At 67.8% G+C, this 18,676-nt stretch carries 17 protein-coding genes; 9 read left to right on the top strand and 8 right to left on the bottom strand.

The genetic code is table 11. The features are described from left to right. Window positions 1-48: 48 nt before the first annotated feature. From B3E43_RS02645 to coxB, 5 genes are all read right to left on the bottom strand, one after another. Window positions 49-636, bottom strand: coding sequence for a cytochrome c oxidase assembly protein (locus B3E43_RS02645; protein WP_292026343.1), 588 nt, complete (start codon window positions 634-636; stop codon window positions 49-51). Then, entirely contained in the window at window positions 633-818 is a 186-nt protein-coding gene (locus B3E43_RS02640) for a hypothetical protein (protein WP_292026342.1), read from the bottom strand. Before B3E43_RS02640 ends, B3E43_RS02645 begins: the two co-directional genes overlap by 4 nt. Next, window positions 815-1,786, bottom strand: coding sequence for a heme o synthase (gene cyoE / locus B3E43_RS02635; RefSeq protein ID WP_292026341.1), 972 nt, complete (start codon window positions 1,784-1,786; stop codon window positions 815-817). Before cyoE ends, B3E43_RS02640 begins: the two co-directional genes overlap by 4 nt. A 78-nt stretch (window positions 1,787-1,864) precedes the next feature. After that, window positions 1,865-3,535: a cytochrome c oxidase subunit I gene (gene ctaD / locus B3E43_RS02630; protein ID WP_292026340.1), complete on the bottom strand. Its 1,671-nt coding sequence runs from the start codon at window positions 3,533-3,535 to the stop codon at window positions 1,865-1,867. A 23-nt stretch (window positions 3,536-3,558) separates the two neighbouring features. Then, window positions 3,559-4,545 (bottom strand): cytochrome c oxidase subunit II, encoded by a 987-nt coding sequence (gene coxB / locus B3E43_RS02625; protein ID WP_292026339.1) that lies wholly within the window; start codon window positions 4,543-4,545, stop codon window positions 3,559-3,561. A gap of 255 nt (window positions 4,546-4,800) precedes the next feature. Between coxB and B3E43_RS02620 the strand changes: the two genes are divergently transcribed. From B3E43_RS02620 to tldD, 4 genes are read left to right on the top strand one after another with little or no spacing between them, the layout of a single operon-like run. After that, entirely contained in the window at window positions 4,801-5,187 is a 387-nt protein-coding gene (locus B3E43_RS02620; protein WP_292026338.1) for a PadR family transcriptional regulator, read from the top strand. Next, a complete protein-coding gene (locus B3E43_RS02615; RefSeq protein WP_292026337.1) occupies window positions 5,184-5,768 on the top strand; it encodes a DUF1700 domain-containing protein in 585 nt (194 codons plus the stop codon). Before B3E43_RS02620 ends, B3E43_RS02615 begins: the two co-directional genes overlap by 4 nt. A 1-nt stretch (window position 5,769) precedes the next feature. Further along, window positions 5,770-6,552: a GIN domain-containing protein gene (locus B3E43_RS02610; protein WP_292026336.1), complete on the top strand. Its 783-nt coding sequence runs from the start codon at window positions 5,770-5,772 to the stop codon at window positions 6,550-6,552. Window positions 6,553-6,604: 52 nt separating this feature from the next. Then, window positions 6,605-8,035 carry a metalloprotease TldD gene (gene tldD, locus B3E43_RS02605; protein ID WP_292026335.1) on the top strand — a complete coding sequence of 477 codons (1,431 nt, stop codon included), beginning with the start codon at window positions 6,605-6,607 and terminating at the stop codon, window positions 8,033-8,035. Window positions 8,036-8,170: 135 nt separating this feature from the next. On the opposite strand, the gene B3E43_RS02600 is transcribed toward tldD, so the two are convergent. After that, a complete protein-coding gene (locus B3E43_RS02600) occupies window positions 8,171-9,127 on the bottom strand; it encodes a TraB/GumN family protein (protein ID WP_292026334.1) in 957 nt (318 codons plus the stop codon). Window positions 9,128-9,297: 170 nt separating this feature from the next. Between B3E43_RS02600 and B3E43_RS02595 the strand changes: the two genes are divergently transcribed. Next, window positions 9,298-11,340, top strand: a complete 2,043-nt coding sequence (locus tag B3E43_RS02595) for a TonB-dependent receptor plug domain-containing protein (protein WP_292026333.1) — start codon at window positions 9,298-9,300, stop codon at window positions 11,338-11,340. A gap of 114 nt (window positions 11,341-11,454) precedes the next feature. Continuing rightward, window positions 11,455-13,500 (top strand): TonB-dependent receptor plug domain-containing protein, encoded by a 2,046-nt coding sequence (locus B3E43_RS02590; RefSeq protein ID WP_292026332.1) that lies wholly within the window; start codon window positions 11,455-11,457, stop codon window positions 13,498-13,500. A gap of 106 nt (window positions 13,501-13,606) precedes the next feature. Here the strand turns inward: B3E43_RS02590 and B3E43_RS02585 are convergent, their stop codons facing one another. Further along, complete coding sequence (locus B3E43_RS02585) at window positions 13,607-15,370, bottom strand: peptide MFS transporter (protein ID WP_292026331.1); 1,764 nt, start codon at window positions 15,368-15,370, stop codon at window positions 13,607-13,609. 158 nt (window positions 15,371-15,528) lie between these two features. Between B3E43_RS02585 and B3E43_RS02580 the strand changes: the two genes are divergently transcribed. Genes B3E43_RS02580 through B3E43_RS02570 form a run of 3 tightly spaced genes read left to right on the top strand, consistent with a single transcriptional unit; the run spans window position 15,529 to window position 18,163 of the window. Next, a complete protein-coding gene (locus B3E43_RS02580) occupies window positions 15,529-16,470 on the top strand; it encodes a hypothetical protein (protein WP_292026330.1) in 942 nt (313 codons plus the stop codon). Then, on the top strand, window positions 16,467-17,456 hold the full coding sequence (locus tag B3E43_RS02575) for a FecCD family ABC transporter permease (protein ID WP_292026329.1): 990 nt from the start codon (window positions 16,467-16,469) through the stop codon (window positions 17,454-17,456). Before B3E43_RS02580 ends, B3E43_RS02575 begins: the two co-directional genes overlap by 4 nt. After that, entirely contained in the window at window positions 17,453-18,163 is a 711-nt protein-coding gene (locus tag B3E43_RS02570; protein ID WP_292026328.1) for an ABC transporter ATP-binding protein, read from the top strand. Before B3E43_RS02575 ends, B3E43_RS02570 begins: the two co-directional genes overlap by 4 nt. 274 nt (window positions 18,164-18,437) lie before the next feature. Here the strand turns inward: B3E43_RS02570 and B3E43_RS02565 are convergent, their stop codons facing one another. Further along, window positions 18,438-18,650: a hypothetical protein gene (locus B3E43_RS02565; protein WP_292026327.1), complete on the bottom strand. Its 213-nt coding sequence runs from the start codon at window positions 18,648-18,650 to the stop codon at window positions 18,438-18,440. Window positions 18,651-18,676: the final 26 nt, after the last annotated feature.

Raw genomic sequence — 18,676 nt, 5'->3', positions numbered from 1 at the left:
GGTCTCTTGCAGCAGTCGAGAGTCGTATGAGGCAGGCTATAGCGTCGGCTATCCCGCCGCGCCAGACCCTTGAGAACTTGGAGGGGCGCCCGCGATTGCGGCCTGATCGAAGCCTTGCGTGGGATAGAAGGTGTAGCTGAGGGTTATTTCCTCGACCCCGCGGCTCTCGCGGTCGGTCGCCATCTCCGGCGCCACGAAATACTGGACCGGGAATTTCATCGTCTGGCCCGGCTGGATGGTCTGTCCCTCGAAGCAGAAGCATTGCAGCTTCTGGAAATAGGGGCCGGCCCGCTCCGGCACGACGTTATAGGCGGCCGTGGCCTGGATTGGACGATCGGAGGTATTGGTCACATCGAAATAGGCGATGCCCGTCTCGCCGATTCGCACCCGCTGGGCGACCTGTTCGGCGCGGAAGGTCATGGGCAGGCCGCGCACATTGGTGTCGAACCGGATCAGCACCGTCTGGTCCAGCTGCACATCCGGCGCCTGGTCCGCCTTGCGGACCGTGCCGTCGAAGCCGGTGACCTGGCAGAACAGCTGATACAGGGGCACGGCGGCGAAGGCGGCGCCGGTCATGAACATGACGCCGCCAGCGCAGGCGATCGCCACCACAGCATTGGCGGTGGGCTTCTTCATCGGGCGTATTCGACCGGTGCGCCGGCCGCGATGGCGTCCTTGCGGGCGTCGATGTTGCGCTTGAGGTTCAGCACGGTGACGGCGAACACCAGCACGATGAAGCCCACCAGGGCGCCGGCGATGGCGAGATTGCGCTTGCTGCGGGCGGACAGCTCTTCGGGGGTCAGGCGGCGTAGGGTCATGACAGTCCGGGAAGGGCGGTGATGCTCTCGACCAGCAGGGCCGCGAACAGCGCCATCAGGTACAGGATGGAGAAAGCGAACAGGTTGCGCGCCGGTTTGGCCTCGGCGCGGACATCATACAATGCGGCCTCTCGTCCCACGGCCTCGGCCTTGTCGGGCTGATCCCCGGCGCGGCTGCGCCACAGGCGGAAGGCGAGGAACAGGAAGCCCAGGCCGCCAAGGATCGACACAGCCAGATAAAGGACGCCGCCGAGACCCAGCAGGCCCGGAGCCACGGCCACCGGTACGAACACGAGGCTGTAGATCAGGATCTGCAGCCGCGTGCTCTTCGCCCCGCGCGCCACCGGCATCATGGGAATGCCCGCGCGGGCGTAGTCGCCAGCCGAATACAGGGCCAGGGCCCAGCTGTGCGGCGGGGTCCACAGGAAGATGATGGCGAACAGCAACCAGGCCGGCCACGGCGCCTCGCCCGTCGCGGCGGCCCAGCCGATCACGGGGGGAAAGGCGCCCGCGGCGCCGCCGATGACGATGTTCTGGGGCGTCCGGCGCTTCAGCAGCAGGGTGTAGAAAACGGCGTAGTAGAGGATGGTCATCAACAGCAGGCCGCCGGCCAGCCAGTTGGTCGCCATGCCGAGCAGCATGACGGAAAAGACCGACAGGATGACGCCAAAGGTCATGGCGTCGTTCTTGTTGACCCGCCCGGCCGCGACAGGTCGCCCGCGGGTGCGCCGCATCAGGGCGTCGGTCTCGCCCTCCAGCGCCATGTTCAGCGCCCCCGCCGCCCCTGCCCCGACGGCGATGCACAGGATGGCGATGGCGGCCGACAGCCAGTCCAGGTCGCCACCTGCCACGACCAGGCCGACGACGGCGGTGAAGATCACCACCGACATCACGCGCGGCTTCAGCAGCTGGAAGAAGTCTTCCGGCTGGGCCGTCGAGAGCGCGGACTGGGAGGCGGATTCGGTCATCGCATTTTCAAAAAGCCAGAGGCCGCCCCTTCAGTCTGAAAGAGCGGCCCCCGATTGGTCTGGTCCGTACGGACCGGTCTAGTGCTCGTCGCCCTTGACCACCGGCAGTTCGTTGAACTGGTGGTGGGGCGGAGGCGAGGACAGGGTCCACTCCAGGGTCGTGGCGCCTTCGCCCCACGGATTGGCGACGCCGGGACGACGGCGGATGGCGGCCTCGGCCAGCATGATCAGGAAGACCAGCACGCCGACGATGGTGATGACATAGCCCCACGACGAAACCAGGTTCCAGTAGGCGTAGCCGTCCGAGTAGTCGACGTAGCGCCGGGGCATCCCCTGCAGGCCAAGGAAATGCTGCGGGAAGAACACCAGGTTCACGCCGACAAACATGACCCAGAAATGCAGGCAGCCGAGGAACTCGTTGTACTTCACGCCGAACATCTTCTCGAACCAGTAGTAGAAGCCCGCGAAGATGGCGAAGACGGCGCCCAGCGACAGCACATAGTGGAAGTGGGCCACGACGTAATAGGTGTCGTGCAGGCTGTAATCGATGCCCGCGTTGGACAGGACCACGCCGGTCACGCCGCCGATGGTGAACAGGAAGATGAAGCCGATCGCCCACAGCATGGGCGTCTTGAAGCTGATGGAGCCGCCCCACATGGTGGCGATCCAGCTGAAGATCTTCACGCCCGTGGGCACGGCGATGATCATGGTCGCAGCGATGAAATAGGCGCGCAGGTTCACGCCCATGCCCACCGTGTACATGTGGTGCGCCCAGACGATGAAGCCGACGAAGCCGATCGCCACCATGGCGTAGGCCATGGCGAGATAGCCGAAGATCGGCTTCTTCGAGAAGGTCGAGACGATATGGCTGATGATGCCGAAGCCCGGCAGGATCAGGATGTAGACCTCGGGGTGTCCGAAGAACCAGAACAGGTGCTGGAACATCACCGGGTCGCCGCCGCCGGCCGGGTCGAAGAAGGAGGTGCCGAAGTTGCGGTCGGCCAGCAGCATGGTGATGGCGCCGGCCAGGACGGGCAGCGACAGCAGCAGCAGGAAGGCGGTGATCAGCACCGACCAGGCGAACAGCGGCATCCGGTGGAGGGTCATCCCCGGGGCGCGCATGTTGAAGATCGTGGTGATGAAGTTGATCGCGCCGAGGATCGAGCTGGCGCCCGCGACGTGCAGCGAGAAGATGGCCAGGTCCATGGCCGGACCCGGGTGGCCCATGGTCGACAGGGGCGGATAGATCGTCCAGCCGCCGCCGAAACCGAGCCCGCCGCCGGGCTCGCCCGGAACGAACAGGGAGATGATCAACAGCACCCAGGCCGCCACCAGCAGCCAGAAGGAGATGTTGTTCATGCGCGGGAAGGCCATGTCGGGCGCGCCGATCATGATCGGCACAAACCAGTTGCCGAAGCCGCCGATCATGGCGGGCATGACCATGAAGAAGATCATGATCAGGGCGTGGCCGGTGACCACCACATTGTAGCCGTGCTTGGTCTGTTCGACGAGGCCGAACAGATTGACCATCGAGCCTTCGGTGAAGATCTGGATGCCCGGCTCGGCCAGTTCCCAGCGGATCAGGCCCGACAGCGCGCCGCCGACCAGGCCCGCCATGATGGCGAACAGCAGGTAGAGGGTGCCGATGTCCTTGTGATTGGTCGACAGGAACCAGCGGGTGAAGAAACCCGGCTTGTGGTCATGATGCCCGTCGTGGTCGTGGGCGAGGTTTTCGGCTGCGGTGGCCATATCTGTGGGGCTCTCGCGGTTCTTTACTGAGCGGCCGGAGCGACGGCGGGAGCCGTGGCGGGCGCTGCGGGTTGAGCGGGGGCGGCGACGGGGACGGCCGCGTCGGAAGCGGTCGGTGCGCCCGTCGTGCCGGCGGCGACCTGGGCGGCGGTGCCGCCCGGAGCCTGATCCGGCGTACGCGGCGTCATGGAGCCGCCCTTGGAGGCGACCCAGGCGGCGAACTCGGCCTCGGTGACGACATTGATCTGGATCGGCATGAAGGCGTGGTCGACGCCGCACAGTTCGGAGCACTGGCCGTAGAAGACGCCCGTGCGGTCCGCGCGGAACCAGGTCTCGTTAATCCGGCCGGGGATGGCATCGATCTTCAGACCGAAGGCCGGCAGGGCGAAGGCGTGAATCACGTCCGTGGCGGTCACAAGCACCCGCACCGTCTTGCCGACCGGCACGACGATCGGCTCGTCCGCGGCGAGGCGATACAGGCTGTGCGGCATGCCGCGCTCTGCGACGTCTTCTTCCGTCAGCATGTTGGAGACGTATTCGGCGACGCCCTGGTCCGGATACTCATAGGACCAGTTCCACTGGTTGCCCGTGGCTTTCACCGTCAGGTCCGGCGTCGGCATGTTGTGATAGGCGAACAGGAGGCGGAACGAGAACAGCGAGATACCAACCAGGATCAGCACCGGCAGCACCGTCCAGACGATCTCGATCGCGGTGTTGTGGCTCCATTTGGCCGGAACCGGATTGGCCTTCTTGTTGTAGCGGATGCAGATCCAGATCAGCAGCCCCAGCACCAGCAGCGAGATGCCGGTGATGATCGGCATCAGGATGATGTCGTGGAAGAAGGTCGCCTCAACCTTCAGCGGCGAGGCCGACGGCTGCAGCCCGAGGGCGCCGTCCGTCGGTTGACCGACCAGCGGGCGGGCCCACGTCGGCGTAGCGGAGAAAACGGCCAGGCTCAGGGCGGTGATGCCACCGCCGATGATTACCCGGGCCCGCGTGCCCATCCCCATGCGAGATATCCTCATTAAACCGTTTCGCCGCAAACGCTTGCGAGTGAATCGCAAACTATCGCCGGGACCCGGCGGTCCGCAGCGGTACTTCGCGCGGTCCATATCGCCCCCTCCGGCGCTTGCCAAGCGATTGCCGTCGGATTGAGCGTCGCAGGACATTCCGTCGCTGGATTAATTCCACGTCATGTTATGACAGCTACCTTGCGTGACCAGATACCTTGCGATACGTCTTGGCCATCAGAAGGAGGGCCCGGAGTGCCTGAAACAATCGAGATACAGCTGAAGAAGGGGGTGCTGACGCTCTGCGTCCTGGCCCTGCTGAACCGGCATGACAGCTATGCCTATGAGATCGCCTCGACCCTGTCGGACGCGATCGACATGGGCGAGGGCACCATCTACCCGCTGATGCGGCGGATGCAGTCCGACGGACAGGTCGAGACCTATCTGGTCGAATCACCGTCGGGGCCCTCGCGCAAATATTATCGCCTGACCGACGCCGGGCGCCGGGCGCTCGCCGCCCAGACGACCGAGTGGGGCGCCTTCGCCCGCGCGGTCGAATCCATCCTGGCCGCGCCGGCCGAATCCGCCGCGCCCGCCCGGACCACCGAAGACGAGACTGCCGAAAGGGGAGCTGAACAATGACCCGCGCCGAATTCATGGGCCGGTTGAGGCGGGGACTGGTCGGCATGCCGGCCGCCGCCGCCGACGACATCGCCGCCGACTACGAGATCCATTTCGAGGATGGGGCCGCCGCCGGTCGTTCCGAGGCCGAAGTGGCCGCGGCGCTCGGCGACCCGGACCGCCTGTCCCGCGAGCTGCGCGCCGAAGCCGGGGCCCAGCGCTGGCGTCAGGAACAGAATCCCTCCGCCGCGGCGGGAGCCATCTTCGGCCTGATCGGCCTGGGCGCGATCGACATCCTGATCCTGCTGCCGATCGTCTTCCCCGTGTTCGGGGCCGTGCTGGCCGTACTGGTCAGCGGCGTGGGCGTCTTCCTCGCCGGCGGAGCCATCCTCGTCGTCGGACCCTTCCTCGGCGCGCCCGGCGGCGTTCTGGCGGCCATCCTGTTGGGCGTCGGCCTGATGGGGCTGGGCCTGTTCATGGGCGGCCTGATGGCGGTCCTGACCAAATGGCTGATCGACGCCACCGTCTGGTACGCCCGTCTTCACTACCGCGTGCTCAAGCCCGCGCTCGACAACCAGCCTCAGGCCTGGGGGAGGAACTGACATGATCCGCAATCTTCTGGTTATCACGGGCGTCGGCTTCGTCCTGGCCCTGGTCGGGATCGGCGGGGCGGTCGCCCTGGTCGGCAACGACGTTCGAGCCCACGACTGGGTCTGGGTGGCCTCCGAAGGCCCGATGGGCGACGGCAGCATTCGTTTCGAGCGTGGCGAGGTCGACCCCGAGGTCACCCGCACCCTCGCCTGGACCGGCGGCGACCAGTTGTCGCTGATGATGCCCGGCCAGGTCGTCTATCGTCAGGGCGACGAGGCCGGCGTTACCATTACCGGCCCCAGGAACATGGTCGATCGCGTCCGTCTCCGCGACGGCCGCCTCAGCCTCGAGGGCTTTGACGAGGACGAGGAAGAGCGGGGCTACATCCGCTGGAACCGCAACGGCATCCATGCCTGGAGCGCCACCGAGGCCCTCAAGGTCGTGGTCACCGCCCCGTCGATCACCCGCTTCGACACCGGCGCCAACGGCGACCTCTCGATCCGGGACTATGACCAGCCCCGGCTGGACGTGACCATCAACGGTTCCGGCGATGTGCGGGCCCGGGGACGCACGGATGCCCTGGGGCTGACCCTCAACGGTTCGGGCGACGCCGATCTCGACGATCTGGTCGTCACGGATGCCCGGGTCTCGGTCACCGGTCGCGGCGATGCCCGCGTCGGCCCGACGGGCCGGGCCAATATCGAGGTCTCGGGCCGCGGCGACGTCACCCTGACCCGGACCCCGACCCAGCTGGAACAGTCCGTCACGGGCTGGGGCGAGGTCAACCAGGACTGAATGCGAACGGACACCCGGTGACGCGGGGACGGTCAGCCCCTACTTAGGCTCCATGACCGTCCCCGTTTCCCTGCCCGCGATTCTCGATTCCGCCGACGTCGGCTCCGACGAGGCCCTGTCCATCCTGCAGGAGGCCCTGACCGGGGCTGACGACGGCGAACTGTTCCTCGAACGGTCGGAGCTCGAATCACTGGTCTTCGACGACGGCCGGCTGAAATCCGCCGCCTATGACGCCTCCGAGGGCTTCGGCCTGCGGGTCGTGGCCGGCGAGACGGCCGGCTACGCCCACGCCAATGAGATCAGCGGCCCGGCGATCCGCCGCGCGGCCGACAGCGCGGGACTGGCCCGGTCCGGCCATGCGGGCATGATCGCCGAGGCGCCCCGCGCCACCAACCAGCAACTCTACGCCCCGATCGATCCCCTCGCCTCCCCCGCTTTTTCGGACAAGATCGCCCTGCTGGCCGAGATCGACGCCTGGGCCCGCGCCCGCGATCCGCGCGTGGTGCAGGTCTCCGCCAGCATGGTCGGCGAGCGGCGGCATATCGAGATCCTGCGCGGCGACGGCCGGCGCGTCACCGACATCCGCCCGCTGGTCCGGCTGAACGTCTCGGTCACCGTCGAGAAGGACGGCCGGCGCGAGAGCGCCTCGTCCGGGGCCGGGGGCCGGGCCGGGTTCGAGACCTGGATCGCGCCCGACCGCTGGCAATGGCAGGTCGACGAGGCCCTGCGCCAGGCGCTGGTCAATCTCGAGGCCGTCGACTGCCCGGCGGGCGAAATGGATGTGGTGCTGGGCGCGGGCTGGCCCGGCGTGCTGCTGCACGAGGCCATCGGCCATGGTTTCGAGGGCGATTTCCACCGCAAGGGCAGTTCGGTCTTCACCGGCATGATGGGCAAGCGGGTGGCCGCGCCCGGCGTGACCGTGGTCGACGACGGCTCCATCGCCGGCCGTCGCGGCTCGCTGTCGGTCGATGACGAGGGCACGCCGACCTCGCGCACCGTGCTGATCGAGGACGGGATCATGGTCGGGCTGATGCACGACCGGCTTTCGGCGCGTCAGCTGGGCGCGCGCGCCACCGGCAACGGCCGCCGCCAATCCTTCGCCCACATGCCGATGCCGCGCATGACCAACACCTTCATGGAGGGCGGCAAGGATTCGCAGGCCGACATGATCGCCTCGACAAAGCGCGGTCTCTACGCCGCCAATTTCGGCGGCGGCCAGGTCGACATCACCAACGGCAAATTCGTCTTCCAGTGCACCGAGGCCTACCTCATCGAGGACGGCAAGATCACGGCTCCGGTACGCGGCGCGACCCTGATCGGCGACGGGGCCACGGCCCTTCAGCACGTCCAGATGATCGGCGACGACTTCGCCTTCGACCCCGGCGTCGGCGTCTGCGGCAAGGGCGGTCAGGGCGTCCCGGTCGGCATCGGTCAGCCCTCGTTGAAGATCGCGGGGCTGACGGTGGGGGGTACGGCGGTCTGAGGGATTAGTGGCTAGTGGCTAGTGGCTAGTGGCTAGTGGCTAGTGTTCGCGACTTCACTGGCGGTGGAAAAAGGCGGCGCGGAACGCAACGTCGCTCAGGTGGTGGCCAACCACTAGCCACTAGCCACTAGCCACTCACTTCCACTCCGGCCCCACCACCTCGAACCCGCGCGCCACCAGCGCGTCCAGCACCCCGCCTTCATCCGCCAGCAGGCGGATCGGCGCGACTCCCATGGTCACCCCCGGCGAGATCATCGCCGTCTCGATCGCCGCCGCCCATTGTTGCCTGAGCTGCGGCGCGATCTCCGGGTCGCCCCACGGCCAGCACTGGTTCAGCGCCCGGTCGATCGGCGAGGCAACGACGTCGGCGACGCGCAGGGCGCGCCAGTCCTCGGCCCGTTCGCGCGCGGCGTCAGGCCCCCGTTCGGCCGCGGCGATGGCGGCCTCAACGCAGGGGACGTGGGCCGTCTGGGGGGCGGTGATCAGACTGTCGACCAGTTCATCGCCGCGGACCGTGCCGACCGGCCGGACCGGCACCCGCGCGCGTCGGGCCGCCCGCCGGATCACATCCATGGCGTCCTCGCCGCCCCGGCGGCCGGTATAGCCGGCCTTGTCCTGCATCAGGTCGAAGCCGACGAACAACAGGCTTCTGGTCCGCCAGTCCTGATTGCGGTCGGCGGCCATGATCGCCTCCAGCCGCGCCTGGTATTCCGGCGTCAGATAGTCCGCCGTCGTCTGTCCCTGCGGCATCAGGCCGATGGTGCGGGCGCGCCAGATGACCCGCAGCAGGTCGGTGACCGAGGCCCGGCCCTCCTGCGGCGACAGGATCTGGTCGGACCGCGCCGCCGCCGCCTCAAGCTCTTCAGGACGCCAGGAGAGGTCTCGCGGAATACCGGTGATGGCGCCGACCAGGATCAGGGTGCTGTCGCCCCGGGTCACGGTCCACATCGGAGCGCCCGAGCGGCGGGCCTGAACCACGATGTCGTCCAGTTGGGCCGCGGGTTCGGGCGTCTGGGCCGACGCGGGCGACGGGAAGGTCGCGCTGCCCACAAGAATGACGAAGACAGCAATAATGGCGACAGTCGATTTCAAGACTATACAATCCCTACCTGATCAACATTCAGTAACAAGCGGCCTCTTTCAGAACACATTCGTTACGAGTGCGTAATCTGTCAGATATTTAATCCACCTGTCTGTCTTGTAACTGGAGAGCGGCGCGACAGGACGCCACACCTTCGTCACACGACGAGGGGAATCCTGCAATGACCAAGACCATACTGCTGGCGACGACGGCCGTCCTGTTGAGCGCCGGCGCCGCGTCCGCCCAGACTCCCCCGCCGCCGGCCCCCGAGCCCCAGGCTGAAGCCTCACAGCAGGGCGTCCTTGTCTTCACCCCCGACTTCTTCGCCGGCCAGCGCCCGAACACGGCCCTGGACATGGTCAGCCGCGTGCCCGGCTTTTCGGTGCAGGACGGCGACGGCTCGCGCGGGTTCGAGGGCGCGGTCGGCAACATCCTGATCAACGGCTCGCGACCAGCATCGAAGAACGACACCGGCTCGTCGGTCCTGTCCCGCACCCTGGTTCCCCAGGTCGAGCGCATCGAACTGATCCGGGGCGGCGCTCCGGGCATCGACATGCAGGGCTATTCGGTCGTCGTGAACGTCATCACCCGGAGCCAGGCCAGCACCGAACAGATCCTGACGGCCAATATGGCCTTCTTCGAGGGCGGCACCGATCGCGGCTTCGGCCAGTACCAATTCACCCGCCGCAACGGCGACCGGGTCTGGGGCTTCACCCTTGCCGACGGCGTGGCGATCAACGATTCCAACGGCGTGGGGAGGGTCGTCCGTCGCGACGCCAATGGCGTCGTGACCCGCGACGAGGGCTACTTCGACGACCAGACCGGGGGTGGCCAGGCCGTGCGGGTCAATTTCGCCGACGCCTTCATGGGGGGAAAGATCGACCTGACCGCCCGCCTCGGCGTCAATGACTACAGCCAGTACAGCCTCCAGCAGGGGCCGACCATTCTGCGCGACAGCCGCTTCGCGGAAGAAGGCTCAAGCGGGGAGGTCGGCGCGGTCTTCACCCGGCCGATGGGCACGGGCCTGACGTCCGAAACCCGCTTCATCCGCGAGTGGAACGACTTCGAGAACGCCTCCACCTTTGTCACCACGACAAACGGCGTCGCCGGACCGCTTCAACGCTTCGCCTCCGAGGGCAATGCGTCAGAAACGATCCTGCGCTCACTGGTGCGCTGGGAACGCTCGCCGGCCCTCACGCTCGAGGCCGGCGGCGAAATCGCCTACAATATGCTGGAGGTCGACCAGGCGCTCACCGACGGCGGCGTCAACATTCCCCTGCCGTCCGATCAGATCATGGTCGAGGAAACCCGGGGCGAGTTGTTCGGCAAGGCGACCTGGCGCGTGCGGCCCGACCTCAATCTCGAAGGCGGACTGCGTCTCGAGGCCTCGACCATCACCCAGTCCGGAGACGCCGACCAGGAAAAGAGCTTCTATTACGCCAAGCCCCGCCTGCAGCTGACCTGGACGCCCCGGCCGCAGAACCAGGTCCGCTTCCGCTTTGAGCGCGACGTCGGCCAGCTGGACTTCGGTGACTTCGCGGCCGGCGCGGACCTCGAAGACGAACAGCTGTTCGGCGGTAATGTGAACCTCGAACCCGAGGAGCGCTGGATATCGGAACTCACCTATGAGCGCCGGTTCCTGGGCGACGGCATCTTCTCCATCGGCTACCGCCACGACGAGATCATCGGCGTCATCGACCGACTACCCCTGCCGCAGGGTCTCTCGGCGGTCGGCAACATCGGCGACGGAACCCTCGATCAGCTGGCCGTCAACTTCGTCCTGCCGCTCGACTGGACCGGCTTCTCCGGCGGTCAGTTCCAGTTCCGCAACACCTGGAACGACACCGCGGTGACGGACCCGACCTCGGGTCAGGAGCGGCCGATTTCGGGGGTCAGACCTTCGCAACCGGCCTTCACCATCTCCCAGGACATAACCACCTGGAAGATCAACTGGGCTGTCACCTATCTCGAGAGCATGCGCCAGTTCAACTACGCCCCGGACCAGATCTCGGGCTTCACCGGCAGCGATTATTTCGAGGCCAACATCGAATACAAGCCGACGCCGACCCTCGCCATCCGTGCCCAGGTCAATGTCTGGAACGACTTCCAGGTCGAACGCACGGTCTTCGCCGACCGGTCGCTCGCCCGGCCCATCGCCTTCACCGAACAGCGCCCCACGGATCCGCGGACCTTCTGGCAAATCCGGGTGCGCAAGACGTTCTGATAGCCGGTCATCCCGCCGCCCCAAGCCTGTCAGCGATTTAATGCACCTGTCCAGCTTGTAACTGTATGCGCGGCCGGTCGCCGGGCACCGTTCGCCCAGCAGTGAGAGGGATGTATGACCAAAGCGATCTGGCTGGCCGGTGCGGCCGCGTGCGCCGTGCTGGGCGGCCCCGCCATGGCCCAGACCGCGCCGGTCCCGGGCGCGCTCGCCGGCGCCGCCCAGCAGGGCGTGCTGGTCTTCGAGCCGGTCTTCTTCGCTGACGCCCGACCCGACACGGCCCTGGACATGATCGCCCGCCTGCCGGGGTTCGCCTTCGAATCCGGCGACAGCGGCACACGCGGGCTTGCGGGCACGGCCGGCAACGTCCTGATCGACGGCCGCCGGCCCTCGACCAAGAGTGACAACCTCGACCAGATCCTGCGCCGCATCTCGGCCGCCGGCGTCGCCCGCGTCGAACTGGTCCGGGGAGGCGCGCCAGGGATCGACATGCAGGGCCGGTCCGTGGTCGCCAACGTCGTCCTGATCCGGACGGTGACGACCGAGCGGGTGGTCGAGACCAACACCTATGTCTATCCCGACGGCCACCTCGGCCCGGTGCTCTCGGCGCGGTATTCCCGGCGCGAGGGCGACGACCAGATCGAGGGCTCGATCAGCGGCTTCTCCGATCGCACCGACGGTACCGGGGACGGCTTCCGACGCCGTTATGACCCGGCCGGCAATCTGATCCAGGACGCCGATCTGGTGCTGTGGGACCGGATCCGGAACCTGCGCGCCACCGGCGCCGTCCAGCGCCGGATCGGCGGCGGCCTGCTGCGCGTCAACGGCCTGCTGGGCTGGTTCGGCAACGAGAATGCGCAGGATCTGCTGATCCGCACGGGCGCCGGCGTCGACAGTTTCAACGACGAGGAAGCGAACGACGTCAACAGCGAGCTCGGCGTCAACTGGACCCTGGACCTCAGCGCGCGCACCGGCCTGGAGCTGACCGGCCTGCAGCGGTACTCCACCGAGGACTACACCGGCGTCTCGCAAAGCAGCGGCGACAGCTCCACCTTCACCGCCAACACGACCTCGGGCGAATCCATCGGCCGCGCCATCCTGCGTTTCCGCCCCAATGACCGCTGGTCGTTCGAGACCGGGGGCGAGGTCGCCTACAACTTTATCGACAGCGCGACCGCCTATTCAGAGAACGGCATCCCGATCCCGCTCCCGTCCTCCTCGGTCAAGGTCGAGGAACTGCGTGGCGAGGTCTTCGGACAGGCGACCTGGCGGCCCGACCCGACCCTGACCATCGAGGGCGGCCTGCGCGTCGAGGTGTCGGAGATCAGCCAGTCGGGCGACAGCGACCTGACCAAGTCCTTCGTCTATCCCAAGCCCCGCATCCAGGCGACCTGGACGCCGTGGACCGGCCACCAGTTCCGCTTCCGCGCCGAGCGCGAGGTGGGCCAGCTGGACTTCGGCGACTTCATCGCCTCGGCCGATATCGACATCGGCCAGGTCGAGGGCGGCAACCCCGATCTGGAGCCTCAGAAGCAGACGGTCATCGAAGCGATCTATGAGCGCCGCTTCTGGGGCGAGGGCGTGTTCGACGCCACCTACCAGTATGCCGAGGTTGAGGATGTCGTGGACGTCATCCCCCTGACCGGCGGCTTCGACGGGGTGGGCAATATCGGCGACGGAACCGCCCGCTTCTTCCAGCTGCGCCTGACCCTGCCGACCGACCGGCTGGGTATTCCGAACGGCCGTTTCCAGACGCGGGCCAGCTGGTCCTCGACCTCAGTGCTCGATCCGGTGACAGGCGAGGAGCGCCGGTTCCAGGGCAATCAGGCCTTCGGCTGCGGAGTGAACTTCACCCAGGACCTGGCGGGGGGCCGCTGGTCGTGGGGCTTCGACCACGGCTGCAATGTCGACAAGGGTCGGGCGTTCCGCGTCCGTGAGGTCCGCGCCTTCTACGCCGAGCCGGGCGTCGGCGCCTTCGTCCAGTGGAAGCCGGAGCGCGACCTGACGGTCCGGGTCGACCTGGGCAACGCCAGTGACAGGACGAGGGGCTATGACCGCGAAATATACACCGGTCCCCGCGACACCGCCCCCCTGGCCTTCCGCGAGGTGCGCCGCACGCAGATGAGCCCGTGGCTGTTCATCCAGATAAGAAAGACCTTCTGAAGAAGGCGTCCCCACACCCCCAAAACTGACGGCGCGCCGACCCTCACGCGCCAAAAAGGGCGGAACCTGATGGTTCCGCCCTTCCTGTATTCAGCCTCTGGCCGGGCTAGCGGATGCCCGCCATGCCCTTCTTGAGAAGGGGCGACAGCACCAGCAGCACCACGCCGACGCCGACGCCGGTCCAGCCGATGGTGCCGAAGATCGAACCATAGGTCTGGAGCGCCAGGGCCGGATTGGTCACCACGCCCGCGACGGTATCGGTCGCGGTCGCCTGGGCGATCACACCGGCGGCGATGTGCGCCACCGAACTGGACAGGAACCAGACGCCCATCATCATGCCAACCAGACGATCGACCGACAGTTTGGTGATCATCGACAGGCCCACCGGCGAGAGGCAGAGCTCGCCCATGGTGTGGAAGAAATAGGTCAGGAACAGGAAGAACAGCGGGACGCGGAAATCGACCCCGCCCTGCGTCGCCGCCGCCCAGGCCAGAACCAGGAAGCCGATCCCGACAAACATCAGCCCGAAGGAGAATTTGACCGGGGTCGAAGGCTCCTTGTTGCGTTTGGCCAGCCAGACCCACAGGGCCGCGAAGATGGGCCCGAAGATCACGATGATGCCGGGGTTGAACATCTGGGTGTAGCCGGCGTTGAACCAGCCGGGCATGTCCGTGGACTGGTCAGCGAACAGGGTGAGGGACGAGCCCGCCTGTTCGAACAGGGCCCAGAACAGCACCGAGAAGAAGATCAGCACCTGGGCGACCAGCATCCGGGCGCGCTCGGCCCCCTTCAGCTTGATCACCGTGTAGCCGACGACCACGGCGAAGATGACCCCGGCCAGCCAGGGCAGGGCCGTCGAGATGAGCTCGTGGCGTTGCATCAGCAGCCACACCGGGAAGACGGCGATCAGGCCGAGGATCCAGAAGGTGGCCTCCAGCGGAATACCGAGAAACTTCGTCCCGGCCAGTTTCTCGGGGTTCGGCGGACCGCCGCGCCCCTCAAGCCACGACTGGCCCAGCAGGAAGGTCATCAGCCCCAGCAACATGCCGAAGCCCGCCAGACCGAAGCCATAGGCCCAGCCATAGGTGAAGCCGAGATAGGAACACAGGCCCGTGGCCAGCACCGAACCCAGGTTGATGCCGACGTAGAACAGGGTGAACCCGCCGTCGCGGCGAGGGTCGTTTTCCTCGTACAGATGGCCGACGACGGTCGAGATGTTGGCCTTCAGGAAGCCGACGCCGACGATGATGAGGGACAGGGCGAGGAACAGCGTCATTTCGCCGGAAGGATCCCGCACCGTCCGGGTCGTGTAGCCGTCCGCAGTGACCGTGGACGGGAAGGTCGCGGCTGTTGCAGCCTGGGCCCCCGAGCCTGCCGGTTGCCCGGCCACATCGACCACATTGACCCCTTCGGGCGTAATGGCGATCGGCACGCGACCCGACTCCGTCACGGCGTAGAGCTGACGATCCGTGTTCCGGCCCTCGACCTCGACCGCATATTCGGTGCCGCCGATGGTGAGGAACTCACGTGCGCCGGAGCCCTCGAAGGCCATGGTGAAGTGACCGGCGACCAGCAGGACCGCGCCGATGATCACGGCCTTTCTCGATCCCAGATATTTGTCAGCGATCAGGCCGCCGACGACCGGCAGCAGATAGACCAGGGCTCCGTAGGCGGCATAGATGCCCTGCGCCTCGACCGGACCGAACAGGAAATGCTGGATCAGATACAGCGTCAGCATCGCCCGCATGCCGTAGAATGAGAAACGCTCCCACATCTCGGTGAAGAACAGGACGACCAGCCCTCGCGGGTGTCCCAAAAACGTCTTGCGGGTCCCGGCAGTCACCGCCCCCCCGTTGTCCGTCGTACTCAACGGCTCACTCCCATATTGCTGCGCCCCACCTGACGCGCGAGGCCGCATAAGCAGCACGCGGAGCAAGACCGGACAAGTGTTAAGGGTAAATTGGCTGTGAGGTGGCGCGCCGCCGGACCAGACGGCAGGATGACGCCGAATCAGATCGGACGGGTGTGATGACGGAGACGCGGCGGTCAGCGCTGATCGGGGCGGCCTCGGCAATGACGCTCGCGGCCTGCGGCCCGGCGTCGCCGCGCGGCGCCGGGAACGTCGTTGCGGCCGGTCAGCCGGCGGCCCTGCTGATCTGGGCGGTGGCGCGGGATCGGCTGGCCGGGTGGCCGAGGAAGCCTTCGTCGCAGGCGCTGGCTGCCTTGCCGTCCATGGCCGCAGACTTGCCGGAGCTGGGCGCGCTGGGCGGAGGCGGCCGGCCCGCGAATCTCGAGGCGCTGGCCGCCCTGAAGCCGGCACTGGTGATCGACTATGGCGACACCGATCCCGAGAATCAGACCCTGGGAGACCGGATGAAGGTTCGTCTCGGCGTTGACTGGCGGCTGATCGACGGGGCCCTGACGAGAATTCCCGAAGCGATTCGCGAAGCCGCCGACCTGCTGGACGTTCGCAGCGCCGCCGTCGGCCTGGCCGATGAGGCCGAGGCGGTGCTCGACCGCTGGCGCCGGGCCCCGGCCGGACCGGCCTTCTACTACGCGCGCGGCGCCGACGGGCTGGAGACCGGCTTCCTCGGGTCCCTGGCCACCGAGGTCCTGGAAGGCGCCGGCTGGACCAACGTCGCCGGGGACTCGCGCGACATCGGCCGCGTCACCCGCGAACAGGTCGCCGCCTGGGACCCGGAAGCGCTCGTTACGATGAGCCCGGAATTCGTTGCCGCCGTCCGGCAGGATCCGGTCTGGCGCACGCGCCGCAACGGTCAGCGCCGGCGGCTGTTGCTGCTGCCGGATCACCCGTTCGGCTGGATCGACCGGCCGCCCTCGGTGAACCGCCTGCTGGCCTGCGCCTGGCTGGCCGATCCCGGCGCCGCCCAGATGGCCGTCGCAGGCCTGACCCGGCGCCTGTACGGCATGGCGCCGGTCGAGGTGGCCCTGCCGCAGTGGATCCGGTGACCCGGGTCAGGGCCGCCCTGCTCCCGGCCGGCCTTGTCCTGCTGGTTTTCGCGGGCGCGCTCACAGTGCTGGCGACCGGCCCGCTCGGCGTGGCGCCGGACGCTCTTCTGGCCGCCGTGATTGGACAGGGCTCGCCCGAGGCCGAACTGGCGCTGGCCCTGCGCGGACCGCGTCTGCTGGCGGCCCTGACCTGCGGCGCGGCGCTGGCCGGCGCGGGGGCGGGGTTCCAGATCCTGTTCCGCAATCCGCTGGCGGCGCCCGACCTGCTGGGCGTTTCGTCCGGCGCAGGGCTCGGCGCGGCCCTCGCGCTGCTGCTGGGCGCGGGCGCGGCCCTGGTGCAAGGCGCGGCCTTTGTCGGCGGCCTCGCCGCAGGAGGGCTGGCAGTCGCCTGCGCCACCCTGACCCGCAGCGGCGACGGTCGCCTCGCCCTGATCCTGTGCGGCGTCGTGGCCGGAGCCCTGGCCTCGGCCGGACTGGGCCTCGTGGTCATCGCCGCCGACCCATGGTCGCAACTGCCGTCGATCACCTACTGGCTGCTGGGCTCGTTCACGCGGGCGACCCTGACCGAGGCGGTCGGGGCGCTGATCCCGGTCGGCCTCGGCGCGGCCGTGCTGATCTGGCTGGGTTTCCGGCTCGACATCCTGTCGCTCGGCGATGAGCAGGCGCGGTCGCTCGGCCTGCCCGCCCGGCCCCTGCGCCTGCTGGCCCTCGCCGCCGCCGCCCTGATGACGTCCTCGGCGGTGGCCGTGGCGGGCGTGGTCGGGTGGATCGGCCTGCTGGCGCCCCATGCCGCCCGGCTGATCGTCGGCGAGCGGGCCGGGCGGCTGATCCCCGCCTCCATGGCGCTCGGCGCCCTGTTCGCCCTCGTCATCGACCGGCTAGCCACCGCCTTCGGTCCGGCGGAGATCCCCGTGGGCCTGCTGTCCGCGGCCGTAGGCGCGCCGGCCTTCCTGATCCTGTTCGTCGCCACATCGAGGCGGTCATGAGCGGTCTGCGGCTCAAGGGCCTGGTCGCCGGGCGGGGCAAGACCTTCCGCCTGCCGCCGCTCGACCTGACCGTCGAGCCCGGCGAAATTCTCGCCCTCATCGGTCCGAACGGTGTGGGCAAGACCACCCTGCTCAAGACGCTCGCAGCCCTGCTGCCGCCAATTGCGGGCGCGATCGTCGATGCCGGCGCACCGGCCTGGCTGCCGCCGCCCGGCGCGGTGTCCGCAGGCTTCTCCGTTCTGCACCTGACCGCACTGGGCCGCGCCCATCTGCGTCGCTGGTCGCCGGGCCTGACGCCGGACGACCTCGACGCCGCCCGCGGCGCGCTCGACCGGCTGGAGGTAGGCGACCTCGCCGACCGCCCGTTCGACCGCCTGTCCAGCGGCCAGCAACAGCTGGTCCTCATCGCCCGGCTGTTCGTGCAGGATGCGCCGGTCTGTTTGCTGGACGAGCCGCTGGCCCTGCTGGACCCGGCGCATGCGCAGGCCGTCGAGGCCGCGATCCGGGCCCTGGCCGCCGAGGGCCGCGTCGTGATCGCCTCCACCCACCACTTGCCCTTCGCCGCCCGCGCGGATCGGGTGCTGGCGGTCGGACCGGACGGGATCAAGGTCGGCGCGCCCGCGGAGGCCCTCACCCCCGACCGCATCCGCGCCCTGTTCGGGATCGAGGTCTCCGGCTGCCCTTGCTGCGGTCAGGCCTTGAGTTGAGGGGCCGGATCCCGGTGCCTTGTCATCCCGGCCGAACCCCGGCGAAGGCCGGGGGGAGAGCCGGGACGCCAGAGCGCAGAACTTCATCCTCCCGGACGCTGCGCGAGCAGCGAGCCGGGAGACGGGTCAGGACACAGCGCGGAACCCACCCGTCTCCCGGACAATCGCGCTGCGATTTCCGGGAGGCCAATATTGGAGACCGGATACCGTCCCGGATCGCCGCTTCGCGACGTCCGGGATGACAAACGCGACGCCCTTGCGACCGCGCAAGAACTCAGACTTTGATCACATCGATCCGACGTTCGATCCTCTCAAGGCGATCGCCGCAATGATCGATGTGCCGGTTCAGGCTGTTCGTATTGGCTTCAAGCGAGGTCAGCCTCACCTTGATGTGCCGAGTGTCTTCCCTGATGTTGCTCAGGTCGGTTTGGATGCGGACAAGCAGCGCGTAAATGCCCTCAAGCCTCGGGACCACGATGTCCTTCACGTCTGACATGCTTCAAATATCGCTCA

Origin of the sequence: Brevundimonas sp. UBA2416 (assembly GCF_002343105.1) — a bacterium.
Taxonomy (GTDB): domain Bacteria; phylum Pseudomonadota; class Alphaproteobacteria; order Caulobacterales; family Caulobacteraceae; genus Brevundimonas.
The sequence above is the reverse complement of the archived record's forward strand: the minus strand, read 5'-3'. Positions and strand labels throughout refer to the sequence as shown.

What these genes read in the sequence shown, in the direction of transcription:
- B3E43_RS02595 (WP_292026333.1), top strand. Translation starts at nt 9,298, where the DNA reads ATGACCAAGACCATACTGCTGGCGACGACGGCCGTCCTGTTGAGCGCC.
- ctaD (WP_292026340.1), bottom strand. Translation starts at nt 3,535, where the DNA reads ATGGCCACCGCAGCCGAAAACCTCGCCCACGACCACGACGGGCATCAT.
- B3E43_RS02610 (WP_292026336.1), top strand. Translation starts at nt 5,770, where the DNA reads ATGATCCGCAATCTTCTGGTTATCACGGGCGTCGGCTTCGTCCTGGCC.
- tldD (WP_292026335.1), top strand. Translation starts at nt 6,605, where the DNA reads ATGACCGTCCCCGTTTCCCTGCCCGCGATTCTCGATTCCGCCGACGTC.
- B3E43_RS02645 (WP_292026343.1), bottom strand. Translation starts at nt 636, where the DNA reads ATGAAGAAGCCCACCGCCAATGCTGTGGTGGCGATCGCCTGCGCTGGC.
- B3E43_RS02640 (WP_292026342.1), bottom strand. Translation starts at nt 818, where the DNA reads ATGACCCTACGCCGCCTGACCCCCGAAGAGCTGTCCGCCCGCAGCAAG.
- B3E43_RS02615 (WP_292026337.1), top strand. Translation starts at nt 5,184, where the DNA reads ATGACCCGCGCCGAATTCATGGGCCGGTTGAGGCGGGGACTGGTCGGC.
- B3E43_RS02580 (WP_292026330.1), top strand. Translation starts at nt 15,529, where the DNA reads ATGACGGAGACGCGGCGGTCAGCGCTGATCGGGGCGGCCTCGGCAATG.
- B3E43_RS02570 (WP_292026328.1), top strand. Translation starts at nt 17,453, where the DNA reads ATGAGCGGTCTGCGGCTCAAGGGCCTGGTCGCCGGGCGGGGCAAGACC.
- coxB (WP_292026339.1), bottom strand. Translation starts at nt 4,545, where the DNA reads ATGGGGATGGGCACGCGGGCCCGGGTAATCATCGGCGGTGGCATCACC.
- cyoE (WP_292026341.1), bottom strand. Translation starts at nt 1,786, where the DNA reads ATGACCGAATCCGCCTCCCAGTCCGCGCTCTCGACGGCCCAGCCGGAA.
- B3E43_RS02590 (WP_292026332.1), top strand. Translation starts at nt 11,455, where the DNA reads ATGACCAAAGCGATCTGGCTGGCCGGTGCGGCCGCGTGCGCCGTGCTG.